This is a genomic window from Stenotrophomonas sp. ZAC14D1_NAIMI4_1 (assembly GCF_003086775.1).
Taxonomy (GTDB): Bacteria; Pseudomonadota; Gammaproteobacteria; order Xanthomonadales; family Xanthomonadaceae; genus Stenotrophomonas.
In genome coordinates, this window is the sequence record NZ_CP026001.1 from 721,203 (window position 1) to 736,781 (window position 15,579).

Annotated in this window: 16 protein-coding genes and 1 pseudogene; 7 read left to right on the forward strand and 10 right to left on the reverse strand. The window is 68.0% G+C overall.

Annotated elements, in window-relative coordinates; translation table 11 throughout:
* Positions 1–6 precede the first annotated feature (6 nt).
* Entirely contained in the window at positions 7–1,353 is a 1,347-nt protein-coding gene (locus C1927_RS03225) for a phosphomannomutase (protein WP_079220555.1), read from the reverse strand.
* A gap of 139 nt (positions 1,354–1,492) precedes the next feature.
* On the opposite strand from C1927_RS03225, the gene C1927_RS03230 reads away from it, so the two are divergent.
* The 3 genes from C1927_RS03230 to C1927_RS03240 are packed head-to-tail and all read left to right on the forward strand — an operon-like array spanning position 1,493 to position 3,499.
* Positions 1,493–2,227 (forward strand): CoA transferase subunit A, encoded by a 735-nt coding sequence (locus tag C1927_RS03230; RefSeq protein ID WP_079220556.1) that lies wholly within the window; start codon positions 1,493–1,495, stop codon positions 2,225–2,227.
* A gap of 1 nt (position 2,228) precedes the next feature.
* Positions 2,229–2,861 carry a CoA transferase subunit B gene (locus tag C1927_RS03235; protein ID WP_079220557.1) on the forward strand — a complete coding sequence of 211 codons (633 nt, stop codon included), beginning with the start codon at positions 2,229–2,231 and terminating at the stop codon, positions 2,859–2,861.
* Between the two features lie 50 nt (positions 2,862–2,911).
* The gene (locus C1927_RS03240; protein WP_108745928.1) at positions 2,912–3,499 is read left to right on the forward strand and encodes an alpha-ketoglutarate-dependent dioxygenase AlkB; all 588 of its coding nucleotides are present in this window, start codon (positions 2,912–2,914) and stop codon (positions 3,497–3,499) included.
* Between the two features lie 15 nt (positions 3,500–3,514).
* Here the strand turns inward: C1927_RS03240 and C1927_RS03245 are convergent, their stop codons facing one another.
* The 5 genes from C1927_RS03245 to C1927_RS03265 all read right to left on the reverse strand — a co-directional run bounded on the left by C1927_RS03245 (position 3,515) and on the right by C1927_RS03265 (position 8,078).
* Positions 3,515–4,477: a glycosyltransferase family 2 protein gene (locus tag C1927_RS03245; RefSeq protein ID WP_108745929.1), complete on the reverse strand. Its 963-nt coding sequence runs from the start codon at positions 4,475–4,477 to the stop codon at positions 3,515–3,517.
* 82 nt (positions 4,478–4,559) lie between these two features.
* Complete coding sequence (locus C1927_RS03250) at positions 4,560–5,201, reverse strand: ABC-type transport auxiliary lipoprotein family protein (protein WP_079220560.1); 642 nt, start codon at positions 5,199–5,201, stop codon at positions 4,560–4,562.
* The gene (locus tag C1927_RS03255) at positions 5,198–6,124 is read right to left on the reverse strand and encodes an MlaD family protein (protein WP_079220561.1); all 927 of its coding nucleotides are present in this window, start codon (positions 6,122–6,124) and stop codon (positions 5,198–5,200) included. Before C1927_RS03255 ends, C1927_RS03250 begins: the two co-directional genes overlap by 4 nt.
* 3 nt (positions 6,125–6,127) lie before the next feature.
* Positions 6,128–6,955, reverse strand: coding sequence for an ABC transporter ATP-binding protein (locus tag C1927_RS03260; RefSeq protein ID WP_079220562.1), 828 nt, complete (start codon positions 6,953–6,955; stop codon positions 6,128–6,130).
* Between the two features lies 1 nt (position 6,956).
* Positions 6,957–8,078: an ABC transporter permease gene (locus C1927_RS03265; RefSeq protein WP_174208666.1), complete on the reverse strand. Its 1,122-nt coding sequence runs from the start codon at positions 8,076–8,078 to the stop codon at positions 6,957–6,959.
* A gap of 92 nt (positions 8,079–8,170) precedes the next feature.
* On the opposite strand from C1927_RS03265, the gene C1927_RS03270 reads away from it, so the two are divergent.
* Entirely contained in the window at positions 8,171–9,430 is a 1,260-nt protein-coding gene (locus tag C1927_RS03270; RefSeq protein ID WP_108745931.1) for a threonine/serine exporter family protein, read from the forward strand.
* A gap of 88 nt (positions 9,431–9,518) precedes the next feature.
* Here the strand turns inward: C1927_RS03270 and C1927_RS03275 are convergent.
* The 3 genes and pseudogenes from C1927_RS03275 to C1927_RS03290 form a co-directional block, all read right to left on the reverse strand.
* Positions 9,519–9,899 (reverse strand): annotated as a pseudogene (locus C1927_RS03275) (H-NS histone family protein); the annotation flags it as partial.
* Between the two features lie 222 nt (positions 9,900–10,121).
* A complete protein-coding gene (locus tag C1927_RS03280; protein ID WP_108745932.1) occupies positions 10,122–11,813 on the reverse strand; it encodes a proline--tRNA ligase in 1,692 nt (563 codons plus the stop codon).
* Between the two features lie 569 nt (positions 11,814–12,382).
* Positions 12,383–12,760, reverse strand: a complete 378-nt coding sequence (locus C1927_RS03290) for a DUF4124 domain-containing protein (RefSeq protein ID WP_079225082.1) — start codon at positions 12,758–12,760, stop codon at positions 12,383–12,385.
* A gap of 80 nt (positions 12,761–12,840) precedes the next feature.
* Here C1927_RS03290 and pssA point away from each other — a divergent pair, with 80 nt between their 5' ends.
* From pssA to rimI, 3 genes are read left to right on the forward strand one after another with little or no spacing between them, the layout of a single operon-like run.
* Positions 12,841–13,617: a CDP-diacylglycerol--serine O-phosphatidyltransferase gene (pssA, locus tag C1927_RS03295; RefSeq protein WP_079220566.1), complete on the forward strand. Its 777-nt coding sequence runs from the start codon at positions 12,841–12,843 to the stop codon at positions 13,615–13,617.
* A gap of 53 nt (positions 13,618–13,670) precedes the next feature.
* Positions 13,671–14,120 carry a hypothetical protein gene (locus tag C1927_RS03300; protein WP_174208717.1) on the forward strand — a complete coding sequence of 150 codons (450 nt, stop codon included), beginning with the start codon at positions 13,671–13,673 and terminating at the stop codon, positions 14,118–14,120.
* Positions 14,117–14,614, forward strand: a complete 498-nt coding sequence (rimI, locus tag C1927_RS03305; RefSeq protein ID WP_108747758.1) for a ribosomal protein S18-alanine N-acetyltransferase — start codon at positions 14,117–14,119, stop codon at positions 14,612–14,614. The genes C1927_RS03300 and rimI overlap by 4 nt, the downstream gene beginning before the upstream one ends.
* Before the next feature lie 44 nt (positions 14,615–14,658).
* Here the strand turns inward: rimI and C1927_RS03310 are convergent, their stop codons facing one another.
* On the reverse strand, positions 14,659–15,480 hold the full coding sequence (locus C1927_RS03310) for an EamA family transporter (protein ID WP_108745934.1): 822 nt from the start codon (positions 15,478–15,480) through the stop codon (positions 14,659–14,661).
* Between the last annotated feature and the right edge of the window lie 99 nt (positions 15,481–15,579).

Sequence of the window (15,579 nt, forward strand, 5' to 3'; positions counted from 1 at the left end):
CCTTGGTTACTGCTGGAGGAGGTGGGAGATTTCGTCGGTGCGCGCCTGCATCAGCGCTGCATCACCGCGGGCTTCGACATTCAGGCGCAGTAGCGGCTCGGTGTTGGAGCTGCGCAGGTTGAAGCGCCAGTCGCCGAAATCGGCGCTGATGCCATCGGTGTGGTCCAGCGCCGGCGCCTGTGCGGCGAAGTGCTCCATCACGCGCGCGACGGCGGCCTTGGCATCGGCCACCTTGAAGTTGATCTCGCCGCTGCAGGGATAGGCGGCCATGCGGTCCTCCACCCAGTCGGCCAGCGAGCGGCCGCTTTCGGACACCAGCTGGGCGATCAGCAGCCACGGGATCATGCCGGAGTCGGCGTAGGCGAACTCGCGGAAATAGTGGTGGGCGCTCATCTCGCCGCCATACACGGCATCTTCGGCGCGCATCTTTTCCTTGATGAAGGCGTGGCCGCTCTTGCACAGCACCGGCACGCCGCCGGCCGCTTCGACCATTTCCACCGTGTTCCAGACCAGGCGCGGGTCGTGCACGACCTTGCCGCCCGGCTGGCGGGCGAGGATGGCCTTGGCCAGCAGGCCGACCAGGTAGTAGCCCTCGATGAAGCGGCCGGTGTGGTCGAAGAAGAAGCAGCGGTCGAAATCGCCGTCCCAGGCGATGCCGAAGTCGGCACCGTGTTCGCGCACGGCCTCGGCGGTGGCGGCGCGGTTTTCCGGCAGCAGCGGGTTGGGGATGCCGTTGGGGAAGTTGCCATCGGGTTCATGGCAGATGCGGATGAATTCCAGCGGCAGGTGCGGCGCCAGCAGGTCGACGATGGCGCCGGCACCGCCGTTGCCGGCGTTGACCACCAGCTTCAGCGGCTTGAGCTTGCTGGCGTCCACGTAGCTGAGCAGGTGGTCGATGTAGGCGCTCTTGTCGTGGCGCGCGGTCTGCGCTGCACTCGCCGGCTGCGCGCTGCCGGTATCGGCGGCCACGGCGTCGGAGATCGCGAACAGGCCGGTGTCGGAGCTGATCGGCCGTGCGTTTTCCTTGACCAGCTTCATCCCGTTGTAGTCCATCGGGTTGTGGCTGGCGGTCACCATCACGCCGCCCGCGGCGCCCAGGTGGTCGGTCTGGAAATAGACTTCTTCGGTGCCGCACAGGCCGATGTCGATCACTTCGCGGCCGACGCCGCGCAGGCCGGAGGCGAGCGCGTCCTGCAGGGCCGGGCTGGTCAGGCGGACGTCATGTCCCAGGACCACCGGGCCCGGCGCGAGCTGAGCGGCCAGGGCCACGCCGATGCGGCGGGCGAGGTCTTCGTTCAGTTCTTCCGGCACGCGGCCGCGGATGTCATAGGCCTTGAAGGCGGGCAGGGGCATCGATCGGGTCCATTGTGGGCACAGCCCGTGATTGTACCGCCAGCCCTGTATGGGAATCGTTTCCATGCCGCAACGCCACGTGACCGGCCGGCGCGCTGGCCTAGAATGGTGCGATTACATCAACGAGGTGAGGGCGTAGATGAACAACCCGGCAACGACCGGCGGCAAGCGCAGCAAGCGCTTTGCTTCGGCGGCGGAGGCCCTGCAGGGCGTCATCGCCGATGGCCAGACCCTGGCCGTGGGCGGCTTCGGCCTGTGCGGCATTCCCGAGGCGCTGATCGCCGCGCTGCGCGACAGCGGTGCCAAGGGCCTGACCGTGATCTCCAACAATGCCGGCGTGGATGGCTTCGGCCTCGGCCAGCTGCTGGAGACGCGGCAGATCAAGAAGATGATTTCGTCCTACGTGGGCGAGAACAAGGAATTCGAACGGCAGTTCCTGGCCGGTGAGCTGGAGCTGGAGTTCAACCCGCAGGGCACCCTGGCCGAGCGCCTGCGCGCCGGCGGCGCGGGCATCCCGGCGTTCTTCACCGCCACCGGCTACGGCACCGTGGTGGCCGATGGCAAGGAAATCCGCGAGTTCGACGGCAAGCACTACGTGATGGAAACCGCGCTGCGCGCCGACGTCGCCCTGGTCAAGGCCTGGAAGGCCGACGAGGCGGGCAACCTGGTGTTCCGCAAGACCGCGCGCAACTTCAACCCGGCCTGCGCGATGGCCGGCAAGGTCTGCATCGTGGAAGTGGAAGAGGTGGTGCCGGTGGGCGCCATCGATCCGGACCAGGTGCACCTGCCGGGCATCTACGTGCACCGCATCGTGCACAACCCGCACCCCGAGAAACGCATCGAACAGCGCACCATCCGCGCGGAGGGCAACTGACATGGCGTGGACCCGTGACGAGATGGCGGCCCGCGCCGCCCGCGAACTGACCGATGGCGCCTACGTGAACCTGGGCATCGGCCTGCCGACCCTGGTGGCCAACCACATCCCCGAAGGCGTGGACGTGTGGCTGCAGTCGGAGAACGGCCTGCTTGGCATCGGCCCGTTCCCGACCGACGCCGAAGTGGACGCGGACCTGATCAACGCCGGCAAGCAGACCGTCACCGCGCGTGCCGGTGCCAGCTACTTCGGCAGCCATGACAGCTTCGCGATGATCCGCGGCGGCCACGTCAACCTGGCCATCCTCGGCGCCATGCAGGTGACCGACAAGGGTGACCTGGCCAACTGGATGGTGCCCGGCAAGATGGTCAAGGGCATGGGCGGCGCCATGGACCTGGTGGCCGGCGTGCAGCGCGTGGTGGTGCTGATGGAGCACACCGCGAAGAACGGCGAGCACAAGCTCCTGGCTGAATGCTCGCTGCCGCTGACCGGCGTCGGCGTGGTCGACCGCATCATCACCGACCTGGCCGTGTTCGACGTGACCGACGACGGCCTGCTGCTGGTGGAAGCGGCGCCCGGTGTCGGCGATGAAGAGCTGAAGGACAAGACCGGCGTGCCGTTCCGGCGTGCCTGAGTGGCCGTGCGCGGGGCGCGTCTGCCGCCCCGCGCATGAGGACGAGCGCGATGCTGTTTGCCCCTGACCTGCCCGACGCCGACGTCCAGCACCTGCCCGGCTGGCTGCCGGCCGCCGCCGCCGATGCACTACTGTCGGCCCTGCAGTCGGAACTGCCCTGGGAGGTGCATCGCATCCGCATGTTCGGCCGCTGGGTGGATTCGCCACGGCTGAGCTGCTGGATCGGTGACCCGCAGGCACGCTACCGCTATTCGGGGGCTGAGTTCGTGCCGCAGCCGTGGCCGCCGCGGCTGCAGCTGCTGCGCGAAAGGCTGCAGGGGCAGGGCATCGGCGCCTTCAACAGCGTGCTGGTCAACCGCTACCGCAGCGGTGGCGACTACATGGGCTGGCACAGCGATGACGAACCGGAACTGGGGCCATCTCCGCTCATCGCCTCGCTCAGCCTGGGCGCGGCGCGCCGGTTCCTGCTGCGGCGGCGCGAGGACACCACGCGCAAGGCTGAATTCCTGCTGGGCCATGGCGACCTGCTGCTGATGGGCGGCAGCACCCAGCGCTTCTACCAGCACGCGCTGCCGAAGATGGCACGGGTGCAGGGCGAACGCATCAACCTGACATTCCGCTGGATCCAGCCGCGCTGATCGTGCACCGACAGGTCAGGCGCGCAGCAGATCGATGCAGGCCGACAGCAGGCCACGGCCAAAGTGGCCATAGTTGCCACGCAGCAGTTCACTGATCACCGCCGGGATGCGCTGCAGGCGCGAAGCCGGCAGCTGGGCGCGCACGGTGATATGGCGCTGCTTGCGCTCGACCCAGGCCATCGGGCCGGCGGGAAGGCCGCGGGCGCGGGCGCGCTCCAGCAACAGACCGCATTCCACTCGTTCGCTGTCCAGCTGGCGCTTGCGTTGCACCGCGCGCGGGGTGGCATCGTTGCCGCCCAGGCCCAGCTGGTTGTTGCTGTGCAGCCGGTAGTCGATGAGTGGCTCGGCAAGGCTGTCGATCTCGCCGCGCATGGCGGCCAGCGTGCCGATCCAGGCGTCATGCACCCAGTCCGACGTCGGCAGGGGAAGCGCGTCGTCCAGCACCGACCGGTGCAATGCCATTGCCGCGCCGGTGATCCGCTTGCGCTTGAGCAGCACGCGCAGGCCATCGCCTGCATGCATCCGCGCCTGCTGCCTGGCCCCGTAACGCAGTGCGGCGAACAGGGTCTGTGGCATCGGCTGGCCCGCTTCATCGATCAATCGCGCATTGCAGTGCAGGACACGCAGGCCAGGCCGTGCATCGAACGCGGCGCAGAAGCGGGCGAGCTTGTCGGCATGCCAGACGTCGTCCTGGTCGCACAGGAAAATGATCTCGCCGGTGCAGGCACGCAGTGCGCCATCGAAGTTGCGCCGGTAGCCGACGTTCTGCGGGTTCACCTGCAGGTCCACGGCGATGCCTGCGGCTTCCGCACGCGGTACGAAGGCCTGCAGCAGCGCCAGCGTGCCGTCGGAGGAAACGTCGTCGCGGATCACGATCTGCTGCGGCCGGTGGGTCTGCGCCAGCAGGCTGTCGAGCTGCGCCTGCAGGAAGCGCTCACCGTTGTAGGTGCAGACGGCGATGGAGACGGAGGCGGGCATCAGCGTGGGAATGGGCCGTGGCGTCTGATTATCGCACGCACCTGCTGGGGTGCCGCCGGGCATGGCCCGGCGCTGCCAGGGTTCAGCGCTTCATCGACGCTGCGTCGTTCTGTCCGTTGACCAGCGTCCAGCCCACCACGTCCTGCGCCAGCTGCTGCAGGCCACGCTCGAAAGCGGCGGCCACGGCCGGCACGTCGGTACTGCCCACTGGCTGCGCCTGGCGGAACGTGCGGTCAGCCACCACGCGCTGGTCGGTGGTGTGGATCAGCTTGGCGTTCACTTCGATCACCACCGTCGGCGTCGCCTGGCCCTGGTAGTCCGACTCGAAGCGGCGGATATCCGTGGCCAGCTTGTAATCGGCGCGGATGCCGGCGGCGGTGCGCGCCACGCCACGCAGGCGGCCGGAATCCTCGAAGCCGCGCAGCAGGGTGTCTTCGATGATGTCGGTGGCCGGCTGTGCCCAGCTGGCGCCCTTGTAGATCTCCAGCTCGGACGGCGTCGGCCGCACGTTGATGCGCGGGCTGTCGACCATGCGCGCGGCGCTGGGCTTGGACACCACCAGCTGCCAGTCGGCCTGCGGCCAGCTTGGATCCACCTTCACCTGCACCGCGGGCGAATACAGGGTGACCGGGCTCTTGTCGCCGCTGCCAAGAATCGAGCAGCCACCCAGCAGGGCGACGGCCGAGGCGGCCAGCAGCAGGCGCGGAAGGGTCATCGTGCTCATTTGGGTTCGAACTCCTTCGGTGCGTCGCGGCCCAGCAGGTAGCGCGCGGGGTTGTTCTCGAGGCGGTCGCTGACCCGGCGCAGGTCGCGGATCAGGCCGCGCAGTTCGTTCAGCGTCGGGCCCAGCTGGCCCAGGCCATCGTTGGCGAAGCTGTTGATGGCCGCACGGTTCTCGCCCAGGATCGAATCGGCATTGCCTGCGGCCGAATCGAGCTTGCCGAGGGTGGCGTCGAGCTTGTCGATAATGCCCGGCAGCTGCTGCACCAGGTTCTTGTCCAGGCGCTCGATGGTGCCGTTGGTGGTCTTCAGCGTGGTGTCCAGGCTGCGTGCGGCATCGCGCGCGCTCAGCAGCAGCGCCTGGGTGCCCTGGTCACGGTCGGCCAGGCCGCCGCTGATGGTTTCCAGGTTGGCCAGGGTGGCGTTGATCGAGGCGACGTTGCGGTCGCTCAGGATCTGGTCCATGCGCTCGACGATGCGGTTGGCCACATCGGTGATGTTCTGCAGGGCCGACGGCGTGGTCGGGATGATCGGCGCCGGATCCTTGTTGACGGTGGTCAGCGTCGGTGCCTGCGGCGTGCCGCCACTGAGCTGGATGATCGACGGGCCGGTCAGGCTGGTGATGGCCAGCTTGGCGCGGGTATCGGTCTTGACCGGGGTATTGGAGTTCAGGCGGATGCGCGCGACCACCTGGCGCGGGTCATCGGGCACCAGGTTCAGCTCGGTGATCGAGCCCACCGCGATGCCGTTGTACTGCACCGGGCTGCCCACCGACAGGCCGGTGACCGCCTCGCGGAACACCACGCGGTATTCCTGCCAGGTGCGGTCGGAGGAGTACTTGGCCGCCCACAGTCCGAAGGCCAGCAGGGCCAGGCCGGTGATCAGGGTGAACGCGCCGATCAGCACGTAGTTGGCTTTGGTTTCCATGGCTCAGGCACTCTTGATCTGTTCGCCGCGCGCGGCACGCGCACGGGGTCCGTGGAAATATTCCTGGATCCAGGGATGGTCCAGTTTCTCGATTTCCGGCAGCGGCGCGTTGGCCACCACCTTGCGGTCGGCGATCACCGCCACCCGGTCGCAGATTGCATACAGCGTGTCCAGGTCGTGGGTGATCAGGAACACGGTCAGCCCCAGCGCTTCCTGCAGGGTCTTGATCAGGCGGTCGAAGGCGGCCGCGCCGATCGGGTCCAGGCCGGCGGTGGGTTCGTCCAGGAACAGCAGCGGCGGGTCCAGCGCCAGCGCACGGGCCAGGCCGGCGCGCTTGCGCATGCCGCCGGACAGCTGCGAGGGCAGCTTGTTGATGGCATCGGCAGGCAGGCCGGCCAGCTTCACCTTCAGCAGCGCCAGTTCGTAATGCCAGCGCTCGGGCAGCTCGCGGTGGTGTTCCTTCAGCGGCACCTGCACGTTCTCGCCTACGGTCAGCGAGGAGAACAGGGCGCCATCCTGGAACAGCACGCCGGTATTGCGCTCGATGTGCAGGCGGCTTTCGGCATCGTCGGCGCGTGCATCACGGCCGAGCACCTCGATCTGCCCTTCGTCGGGCACGCGCAGGCCCAGGATCGAGCGCATCAGCACCGACTTGCCGGTGCCCGAGCCGCCGACCACGCCGAGGATCTCGCCCCGGCGCACATCCAGGTCCAGGCCTTCGTGCACGGTCTGGCTGCCGAAGCGGTTGACCAGCCCGCGCACGCGGATGGCCAGGTCGTGGCCCTGGTCGTCGTGCATCGCGGTGTCGGTATCGATGTCGTGTGTGTTCATGTCACCAGTCCATGTGCATGAACCACAACGCCGCGAAGGCGTCGATGATGATGACCAGCGAGATGGTCTGCACCACGCTGGAGGTGGTGCGCTCGCCCACCGACTGCGCCGTGCCTTCCACCTTCAGGCCTTCCAGGCAGCCGATCAGGCCGATGATCAGCGCGAACACCGGCGCCTTGGACAGGCCCACCAGCATGTGCCGCACTTCCATCGTTTCGTGCATGCGCGCGATGTACATCTGCGGCGGAATGTCCAGGTCGAACGCGCCGACGGTGATGCCGCCGGCCAGGCCGGCGATCATCGCGATGAAGGTCAGCAGCGGCAGGGTCACCAGCAGGGCCAGCAGGCGCGGCAGCACCAGCAGGTCGACCGGGTCCAGGCCGAGCGTGCGCATCGCATCGATTTCTTCGCGCGCCTTCATCGCGCCGATCTGCGCGGTGAACGCACTGGCGGTGCGGCCGGCCAGCACGATGGCGGTCAGCAGCACGGCAAACTCGCGCAGGAAGGCGATGTTGACCAGTTCGACCACGTAGATCTCCGCGCCGAAGTCACGCAGGATGGTCGAGCCGAGGAAGGCGATGACCGCGCCGACCAGGTAGGACAGCAGCGCTACCAGGGGCACCGCGTCCAGGCCCACCTGTTCCATCTGGTGCACGGTGGCGGTCAGGCGGAAGCGTCGCGGTTCCTTCACCAGCCGCGCGGCCTTCACCAGGTTCTCGCCGAGGAAGCTGCACAGCGCCTTGATGTTGTGGCCGGTGGCATGGACGCTGACGCCGAGGCGTTCGAGCGCGGCCAGCACGCCGAAATCGCGCTTGGGCCTGGGGCGGTCGTCGGCCACTTCCTCGATGGTGCACACCAGCGCCTGGTGGTCCGGGCGGAACTGCAGCGCCTGTTCGCCCAGGTCGGCACGATGGGCCACGCGCAGCACCTGCAGCACGCCCGCCGAGTCCAGCTGTTCGATGCCGGTGGCGTCGATGCCGGTCACAGTGTCGGGAATGCCACGCAGGACCTCTGCCGCGTCCAGCGCGGTCTTCAGGGTCCAATGCCCGGACAGGCGGATCAGCCCGGGATCGTGGGCGTCCTGTTCAAGCCGGGGGGCGTGGTTCGGGGTCATGGGGGCCATTCGGCTCGCAGCATAACCGTTTCGTCCTGCGCGCCGCGTCGAACCGGGATGAATTTCTCCTGCCGGGGCCCGCGTAGGTAATACTACGGCGCATGTCTGCAGACGCTCACACGATCCCCACGCCCCAGGCCACCTACGCACAGCGCGTGGCGTTTGTTTCCGAGATCGCCGGGCGCCTGCACAGTTATGGCACCACCGCCCAGCGCCTGGAAACGGCCGTAGTGGCCCTGGCGGTGCAGCTGGACCTCGATTGTGAACCGTGGTCCAACCCCACCGGCATCATCCTCAGCTTCAGCGACCCGGCGCAGGCCATCGGCTCCAGCGACATCACCCGGGTGATCCGCCTGGCGCCGGGCGAGAACGACCTGCACAAGCTGAGCGTGGCCGACCGTATCGCCGAGGAAGTGTCCAACGGCCGCATGAGCATCGCCCAGGGCCACACCGCGCTGCGCCAGCTGGACAAGGACCCCGGCCGGCGCGGCAAGCTGCGCACCATCCTGTCCTTCAGCCTGGGTGCGGCCGGCGTGGCCGGCATGTGGAAGCTGCCGTGGCTGGACATCGCCACCGCCGGTGTCATCGGCCTGATGATCGGCCTGCTGGGCATGGTCACCGACCGTCGCCCGGCCACCCGCGAGGCCGCCGAGGCGCTGGCCGCGCTGCTGGCCGGCATGGTCGCCACCCTGGTGGCCGCCTTCGTTGGCGCGCTCAACCTCAATACCGTCATCATCGCCTCGCTGGTGGTGCTGCTGCCCGGCATGTCGCTGACCAACGCGGTCAATGAACTGGCCAGCCAGCACTGGGTATCGGGCACGGCACGCTTTGCCGGCGCGCTGACCACCATCATGAAACTCAGCGTGGGCGCGATGATCGCGGTGACCCTGGCCGACGTACTGGGCCTGGAGCCGGTGATCCGCGCCTCGCGGCCGCAGGGGCCGTGGGTGGAATGGGGCTCGCTGCTGACCGCCGCCTTCGCCTTCGCCATGCTGTTCAAGGCCAATCGCCGCGATTATCCGTGGGTGATGGCGGCATCGGTGGCCGGTTATGCCATTTCCAAATTCGGTGGCCACGCCTGGGGCGCACCGGCCGGCATTTTCCTTTCCGCCATGCTGCTCACCGCCGGTGGCAATCTGTTCGGCCGCCTGGTCGGGCGCCCGGGCGCGATCATCCGCCTGCCGGGCATCATCATGATGGTGCCCGGCAGCACCAGCCTTCGCGGCGTGCTGACCCTGGTGCAGCAGCAGGACGTGGGCGCCGGGCAGAGCGTGTTCCTCACCGTGCTCAACGTGGTGATGGCACTGGTGGCCGGCCTGCTGTTCGGCAACCTGCTGATGCCGGCGAGAAAAACCCTGTAGGTGTGGACCGTTGGTCCACACGCCGGGGAATGAAAAACGCCGGCTTGCGCCGGCGTTTTTCATTTCATTCCGACCGTGGGCCTCAGGCCTTCTTGATCAGGAAATCTTCCGGCTTCTTGCCGCCCTTGGCGGTCAGTTCGGCCATCCAGCGCGGCTGCTTGCCACGGCCGGTCCAGGTTTCCTTCGGGTTGGCCGGGTTGCGGTACTTCGGCGCAACCTTGCCGAGCTTGCGGCCCGCGGTCTTCGCCGGGGCCTTGGTGGCCTTGGTGGCCTTGCGCGCACGCGGGGCGGCCGGCGCGTCACCGAACAGTTCCTCGATGGTGTAACCCTCGGCCTTGGCCAGCTTGCTCAGCTGGGCACGTACCTTGGTGATCGGGCGACGCTTGGCCACGATGGTCTGCTGCTTCTTGGCGGTGCGGATCAGGGCGCCCAGCTCGCGTGCCGACAGGCCGCTCAGGTCGATGCTCATTTACGATTACTCCGGAAACTGAATTAGGGACAGGGACGAGCCGGTCCGTGGCGTCGCGGGACAGAATAATGACGAATTAATCCCAGCACAAATACCGGCAGTCGCGACATGGCGGCCGGGTGGCCCCAATCCGTCCATTTTGACCGGATTATGTCCGCCGGCATTTTGCTGGTGCGCACAAAACAGGCAAAAAAAGACCGGGGCAGGCCCCGGTCTTTCCAATCAACCCTGCAGGCGCTGCAGCAGGGTGGTTTTGTCCAGGCTCTCCGCCTCGCTGGCACGGCGCGAACGGTATTCGAAGGTGCCAGCGGCCAGGCCGCGTTCGCTGACCACCACCCGGTGCGGCACGCCGATCAGTTCCATGTCGGCGAACATGGCACCCGGGCGCAGGCCGCGGTCATCCAGCGCCGCATCCAGGCCTGCATCGCGCAGTTCCTGCAGCAGGCCGGCGGCCGCATCGGCCACGCCGGCGTCGCCCTTCGGGTTGATCACGCACACCACCACCTGCCACGGCGCCATCGCGTCGGGCCAGATGATGCCGGCGTCATCGTGGTTCTGTTCGATCGCCGCCGCGACCACGCGGGAAATACCGATGCCGTAGCAGCCCATCGCCATCACCGCGGCCTTGCCGTTCTCGTCCAGCACGGTGGCGTCGAGCGCTTCGGCGTACTTGCGGCCCAGCTGGAAGACGTGGCCGACCTCGATGCCGCGGGCGATCTTCAGTTCGCCGCCGTCCACGGCGCGGTCACCGGCCTGCACGTTGCGGATGTCGGCCACTTCCGGCTCGGCCAGGTCGCGGCCCCAGTTGACGCCGGCCAGGTGGAAACCGGCTTCATTGGCGCCGACGACGAAGTCGGCCATGGCCGCCACTTCACGGTCGGCGACCACGCGGATGGCCTTGGCCGGGGCGACGGGGCCGAGGAAGCCCGGCACGCTGCCCAGGTACTCGGCGATTTCCGCCTCGCTGGCGAAGCGCTGGTCTTCCAGGCCGGCGACCTTGCCCAGCTTGATCTCGTTGACGTCGTGGTCGCCGCGCACCAGGGCCAGCACGAAGCCGCCTTCGGTCATCAGCGCCACCGACTTCACGGTACGGGTCAGGTCGAGGCCGAGCAGGGCAGCGACGTCCTCGCAGGTCTTCTGCGTGGGCGTGTCCACCTTGCGCATGGCTTCAGCGGCAGCCGCGCGCGGTGCCGGATCGGCGGCCACGGCCGCTTCCATGTTGGCGGCATAATCCGAGCCGGTGGAGAACACCAGCGCGTCCTCGCCCGAATCGGCGATCACGTGGAATTCCTGCGAGGCATCGCCGCCGATGGCGCCGGAATCGGCCTGCACCATGCGGAAATCGAGGCCCAGGCGGGTGAAGATGCGGCTGTAGGCCGCCTTCATGTTTTCGTATTCGCGCACCAGGCAGTCATCGTGCAGGTGGAACGAATACGCATCCTTCATCAGGAATTCGCGCGCGCGCATCACGCCGAAACGCGGGCGGATCTCGTCGCGGAACTTGGTCTGGATCTGGTAGAAGTTGACCGGCAGCTGCTTGTAGCTGGACAGCTCGCTGCGTGCGAAATCGCAGGCGGCTTCTTCGGCGGTGGGGCTGTAGCAGAAGGTCTGTTCCTTGCGGTCCTTGATCTTCAGCAGCTGCGGGCCGAACTTTTCCCAGCGGCCGGTCTGCTCCCACAGTTCCTTCGGCTGGATGGTCGGAATCTGGAATTCGACGGCGCCGGCGCGGTCCATTTCCTCGCGCACGATGCGCTCGACCTTGCGCAGCACGCGCAGGCCCAGCGGCGACCAGGTGTACAGGCCCGATGCCAGCTTGCGGATCATGCCCGCCCGCAGCATCAACCGGTGGCTGGTGAGCTCGGCGTCGCTGGGGGTTTCCTTGGTGGTGTGCAGGTGGAACTGGGAGAGGCGCATCGTCGGCTTCGGATAACGGCAGAGACGCCTATTCTGCCAGCCCGGCCGGGGGTTTGTACTGGCAGGGCTTGCAGCCCTGCACCCGCAGAATCAACGTCCGAAGCCGGAGCAACGTCAAAAGCCGGGTTCCTGGGGGATGGCGGGGTGGGTCCGGCTGAGGGGGACGCCGTGAATACGTCCATGTAGGCTCGGTCGCCGCATCCATGCGGCTCACGCCCCCTCAACCGGACCCACCCCGCCTTCGACAGTTTTCCGCGATCTGTCGGAACCTGCTGCTGATGGTGGGTGCCGACCGTTGGTCGGCACATCTGTCAGGTATCGATTTTCATAATGAAATCGGGGCCCCTGCCGACCAACGGTCGGCACCCACCAACAGCCGCGTGAACCTGTCGAAGGCGGGGCGCTGTGGGTTTGCGGGGTGTGAGCCGCATGGATGCGGCGACCAAGCCCCCATGGATGGGTTTACGGCGTCCCCGCACACCCACAGTGCCCCGCCATCCCTCGGAATGCCGCTGTGGCTTTTGACGTTGATTGCAGCAGGTGCAGGGCTGCAAGCCCTGCCGAACCCCTTAACCCTCCGGCGGGCAGTAGGCCTTGATGGCCGCTTCGGCCAAGCCCTTCTGCGCGCTGCGCTGCTCCGGCGTCAACGCGGTATCGGCCTTGCCATCCCCGTCGGTGTCCTGCATCACCGGACCGGTACCCGCCAGCAGGGTCACATTGGCCCGGGCAGTGCTGCACTGCTCCGGTACCGGCGCGGCCTCGGCGGCGGCCGGTGCGGCCGGCTGCGTGCCGCGGGCCTGCTCCCGGGTTTCGTATTTCGCCCCGGCCGGCGGCGTCTCCGAATACTGGGTCACGCCCTTGGCATCCTTCCACTTGTAGACGGGCCCGGCCACCGCGTTGGCACTGGCCAACAGCAGCAGGCATCCCAGGCAGGACAAGGCACGCATGGCAAACTCCGCGGAATGGGCGTAGAACGCCGATTGCAGCATTGCCGCCGACCGCTGGCAAGTCGATTAAACTGGATTCCATGGACCCGATCACACCGCCGCCGCGTTCGCGCACGATTTACCTGCTGCCCAACCTGTTCACCACCGCCGGGCTGTTCTCCGGCTTCTACGCCATCATCGCGGCGGCCAATGGCGATTTCGTCAATGCCAGCATCGCGGTGTTCGTGGCGGCGGTGATGGATGGCCTGGATGGCCGTGTTGCCCGCCTCACCGGCACCAGCAGCGAGTTCGGCGTGCAGTACGACTCGCTGGCCGACCTCGTCAGCTTCGGCATGGCCCCGGCGCTGGTGATGTACCACTGGTCGCTGTCCGAGCTGAAGTACGACGGCGAACTGCTCGGCCGTCTCGGCTGGGCGGTGGCCTTCCTGTATGCCGCCTGCGCGGCGCTGCGCCTGGCACGCTTCAACACCCAGGTGGCCGTGGTCGACAAGCGCTGGTTCGTCGGCCTGGCCAGTCCGGCCGCGGCCGGGCTGATGATGTCCTTCGTCTGGGCCTTCGCCGATGGCAGCCTGGGCTGGAACGGCAACGAGCTGCGCTTCGTCGCGCTGGCCGTCACCGTGGTCGCGGCCCTGCTGATGGTCAGCCGCATCCGCTTCTGGAGCTTCAAGGGCGGTGCCGCCAAGGGCACCCGTTCCGACCGCGTACCGTTCCTGGTGCTGGCGCTGGTGCCGATCGCCATCGCCATCGCGGTCATCGACCTGCCACGCGTGCTGTTCGTGGTGGGCATCCTTTACGCGCTGTCCGGCCCGGTGATGTGGGCCCTGCAGCGCCTGCGCAAGAAGCCAGAGGCGGCGTGAGCCAGGACCTGCCCGTGTTGTGGTCCCCGGCCCAGCAGGCCTGGCTGCAGGCCATGGGCTATACCGTCTACCACGACGGCCAGCTGGCCGCCGAGCTGGACGCCGCCCTGCAGTTGAGCGTGGCCGAGGCCGAAGCGGCGTCAGCGCCGGTGCGCAGCGAAGCGCCGCGGCAACCGCCACGCCAGGCCGACGCGCCGGCCGAGCGCGCACCGGTGCAGTACGAGCGTGGGGCGCCGCCGTCGCGGACCACGCCGGTGGCCGCACCCGATACCGCGCCGGCCGCCTCGCGGCCGCAGCCCAGCGGCAACGCGCGGCAGCCGTCGGTGCGCCTGCCTGATCGACTGCAGATCGCGCTGCTGCGGGCCTCCGGCTGCAATCCGAATGATCCGGCCACGCAGGCCCTGATGGACAGTTGGCCACTGGAACAGCTGCGTCGCGACCCGGCAGCCAAGCGCGCGCTGTGGCCGCAGCTGCGCGCGCTGCGCAAGCGGGGCGCACCGTGAGTGCGGTCGCCCGGCCGGGCCCGGTGTCGATGCGCGCCCTGCGCGAAAGCGACCTCAATGCAGTGATGGCCATCGAGGTGCGTGGCTATCCGTATCCGTGGACGCGCGGCATTTTCCTGGACTGCCTGCGCGCCGGCTACCCGGGCCTGGCCATGGAACGTGATGGCCTGCTGATCGGTTATGGCGTGCTGAGCCTCGCCGCCGACGAAGCCCATGTGCTGAACATCTGCATCGATCCGCTGGAGCAGTCGCGCGGCCTGGGCCGGCAACTGATGCGGGCGCTGGTGCGCCTCGCCGGTGACCGGGGCGCGCAGCGCGTGTTCCTCGAAGTGCGTCCGTCCAACACCTCGGCGCTGGCGCTGTACCACAGCGAAGGGTTCAACGAGATCGGGCGCCGCCCGCGCTACTACCCGGCCGCCAACGGCCGCGAGGATGCGCTGGTGATGGCGATCGAGCTGGTCAACGACGACCTGCAGACGATGCCGCCGCTGTAACGCAGAAGGATTGCCGGCCAGCGGCCGGCACTACCGATGGTGGTTTATGCCATCCGCAGCGCCAGTACGCCGCCGATGATCAATCCCGCCGCCAGCCAGCGTACGCGCGGCACGCGTTCGCGCAGCACGAACACCGAGATCAGCAGGGCGAACAGGATCGACGATTCGCGCAGCGCCGATACCATCGCCACCGGTACCTGGGTCATCGCCCACAGCGCCATTGCATAGGAAGCGGTGGTGCCGACGCCACCGGCCAGGCCCAGCGGCCAATGCTGGCGCGCATACTCCAGCACCGCACCACGCCGCGTGTAAAGCGCCCACAGCGGCAGTGGAATACCTGACAGCAGGAACAGCCACAGCGTATAGCCCAGCGCGCTGCCCGACTGGCGTGCGCCGTGCGCATCGACCAGCGTGTAGGTGGCGATCATCATCGCCGTCAGCAGTGGCAGGCCGAGCTGGCCGCCACGCGCGCCCAGCGCCATGCACAGGATGCCGGTACTGACCAGCACCACGCCCAGCCACGCGACCGCGGGCAGCGACTGGCCGAACAGGCTGCCGGCCAGCGCGACCAGGATCGGCGCGCAGCCACGCATCAGCGGGTAGGCCAGGCTCATGTCCACCTGCTGGTAGCAGCGTGCGACCAGGCCGTAGTAGGTCACCTGCAGCAGCACCGACGCGGCCAGCCACGGCCAGCTGTCCGCCGCAGGGATGGGCAGGAAGGGCAGGGCGGCAGCCGACAGCAGTGCAGCGCTGCCGGTGACCAGCACGGTGCCGAGGAACTTGTCCGGCCCGCGCTTGACGATCGCGTTCCAGCTGGCATGCAGGGCAGCAGCGGCGAGGACCAGCAGGAAGATGGAAAGCGGCATCGCCCGATGATGCCATGGGGCAGAAATGGAAACGCCGGGCAGTGCCCGGCGTTTCCGATACCGCGTTGGTAGATGCCAACCTTGGTTGGCACCCGGACC

Bases quoted from the DNA above. Each gene is read 5' to 3' on its own strand.
- C1927_RS03245 (WP_108745929.1), bottom strand. From the start codon at position 4,477: ATGCCCGCCTCCGTCTCCATCGCCGTCTGCACCTACAACGGTGAGCGC.
- C1927_RS03230 (WP_079220556.1), top strand. From the start codon at position 1,493: ATGAACAACCCGGCAACGACCGGCGGCAAGCGCAGCAAGCGCTTTGCT.
- C1927_RS03240 (WP_108745928.1), top strand. From the start codon at position 2,912: ATGCTGTTTGCCCCTGACCTGCCCGACGCCGACGTCCAGCACCTGCCC.
- pssA (WP_079220566.1), top strand. From the start codon at position 12,841: ATGGACCCGATCACACCGCCGCCGCGTTCGCGCACGATTTACCTGCTG.
- C1927_RS03255 (WP_079220561.1), bottom strand. From the start codon at position 6,124: ATGGAAACCAAAGCCAACTACGTGCTGATCGGCGCGTTCACCCTGATC.
- C1927_RS03225 (WP_079220555.1), bottom strand. From the start codon at position 1,353: ATGCCCCTGCCCGCCTTCAAGGCCTATGACATCCGCGGCCGCGTGCCG.
- C1927_RS03290 (WP_079225082.1), bottom strand. From the start codon at position 12,760: ATGCGTGCCTTGTCCTGCCTGGGATGCCTGCTGCTGTTGGCCAGTGCC.
- C1927_RS03280 (WP_108745932.1), bottom strand. From the start codon at position 11,813: ATGCGCCTCTCCCAGTTCCACCTGCACACCACCAAGGAAACCCCCAGC.
- C1927_RS03265 (WP_174208666.1), bottom strand. From the start codon at position 8,078: ATGGCCCCCATGACCCCGAACCACGCCCCCCGGCTTGAACAGGACGCC.
- C1927_RS03235 (WP_079220557.1), top strand. From the start codon at position 2,229: ATGGCGTGGACCCGTGACGAGATGGCGGCCCGCGCCGCCCGCGAACTG.
- C1927_RS03300 (WP_174208717.1), top strand. From the start codon at position 13,671: ATGGGCTATACCGTCTACCACGACGGCCAGCTGGCCGCCGAGCTGGAC.
- C1927_RS03250 (WP_079220560.1), bottom strand. From the start codon at position 5,201: ATGAGCACGATGACCCTTCCGCGCCTGCTGCTGGCCGCCTCGGCCGTC.
- C1927_RS03270 (WP_108745931.1), top strand. From the start codon at position 8,171: ATGTCTGCAGACGCTCACACGATCCCCACGCCCCAGGCCACCTACGCA.
- C1927_RS03260 (WP_079220562.1), bottom strand. From the start codon at position 6,955: ATGAACACACACGACATCGATACCGACACCGCGATGCACGACGACCAG.
- C1927_RS03310 (WP_108745934.1), bottom strand. From the start codon at position 15,480: ATGCCGCTTTCCATCTTCCTGCTGGTCCTCGCCGCTGCTGCCCTGCAT.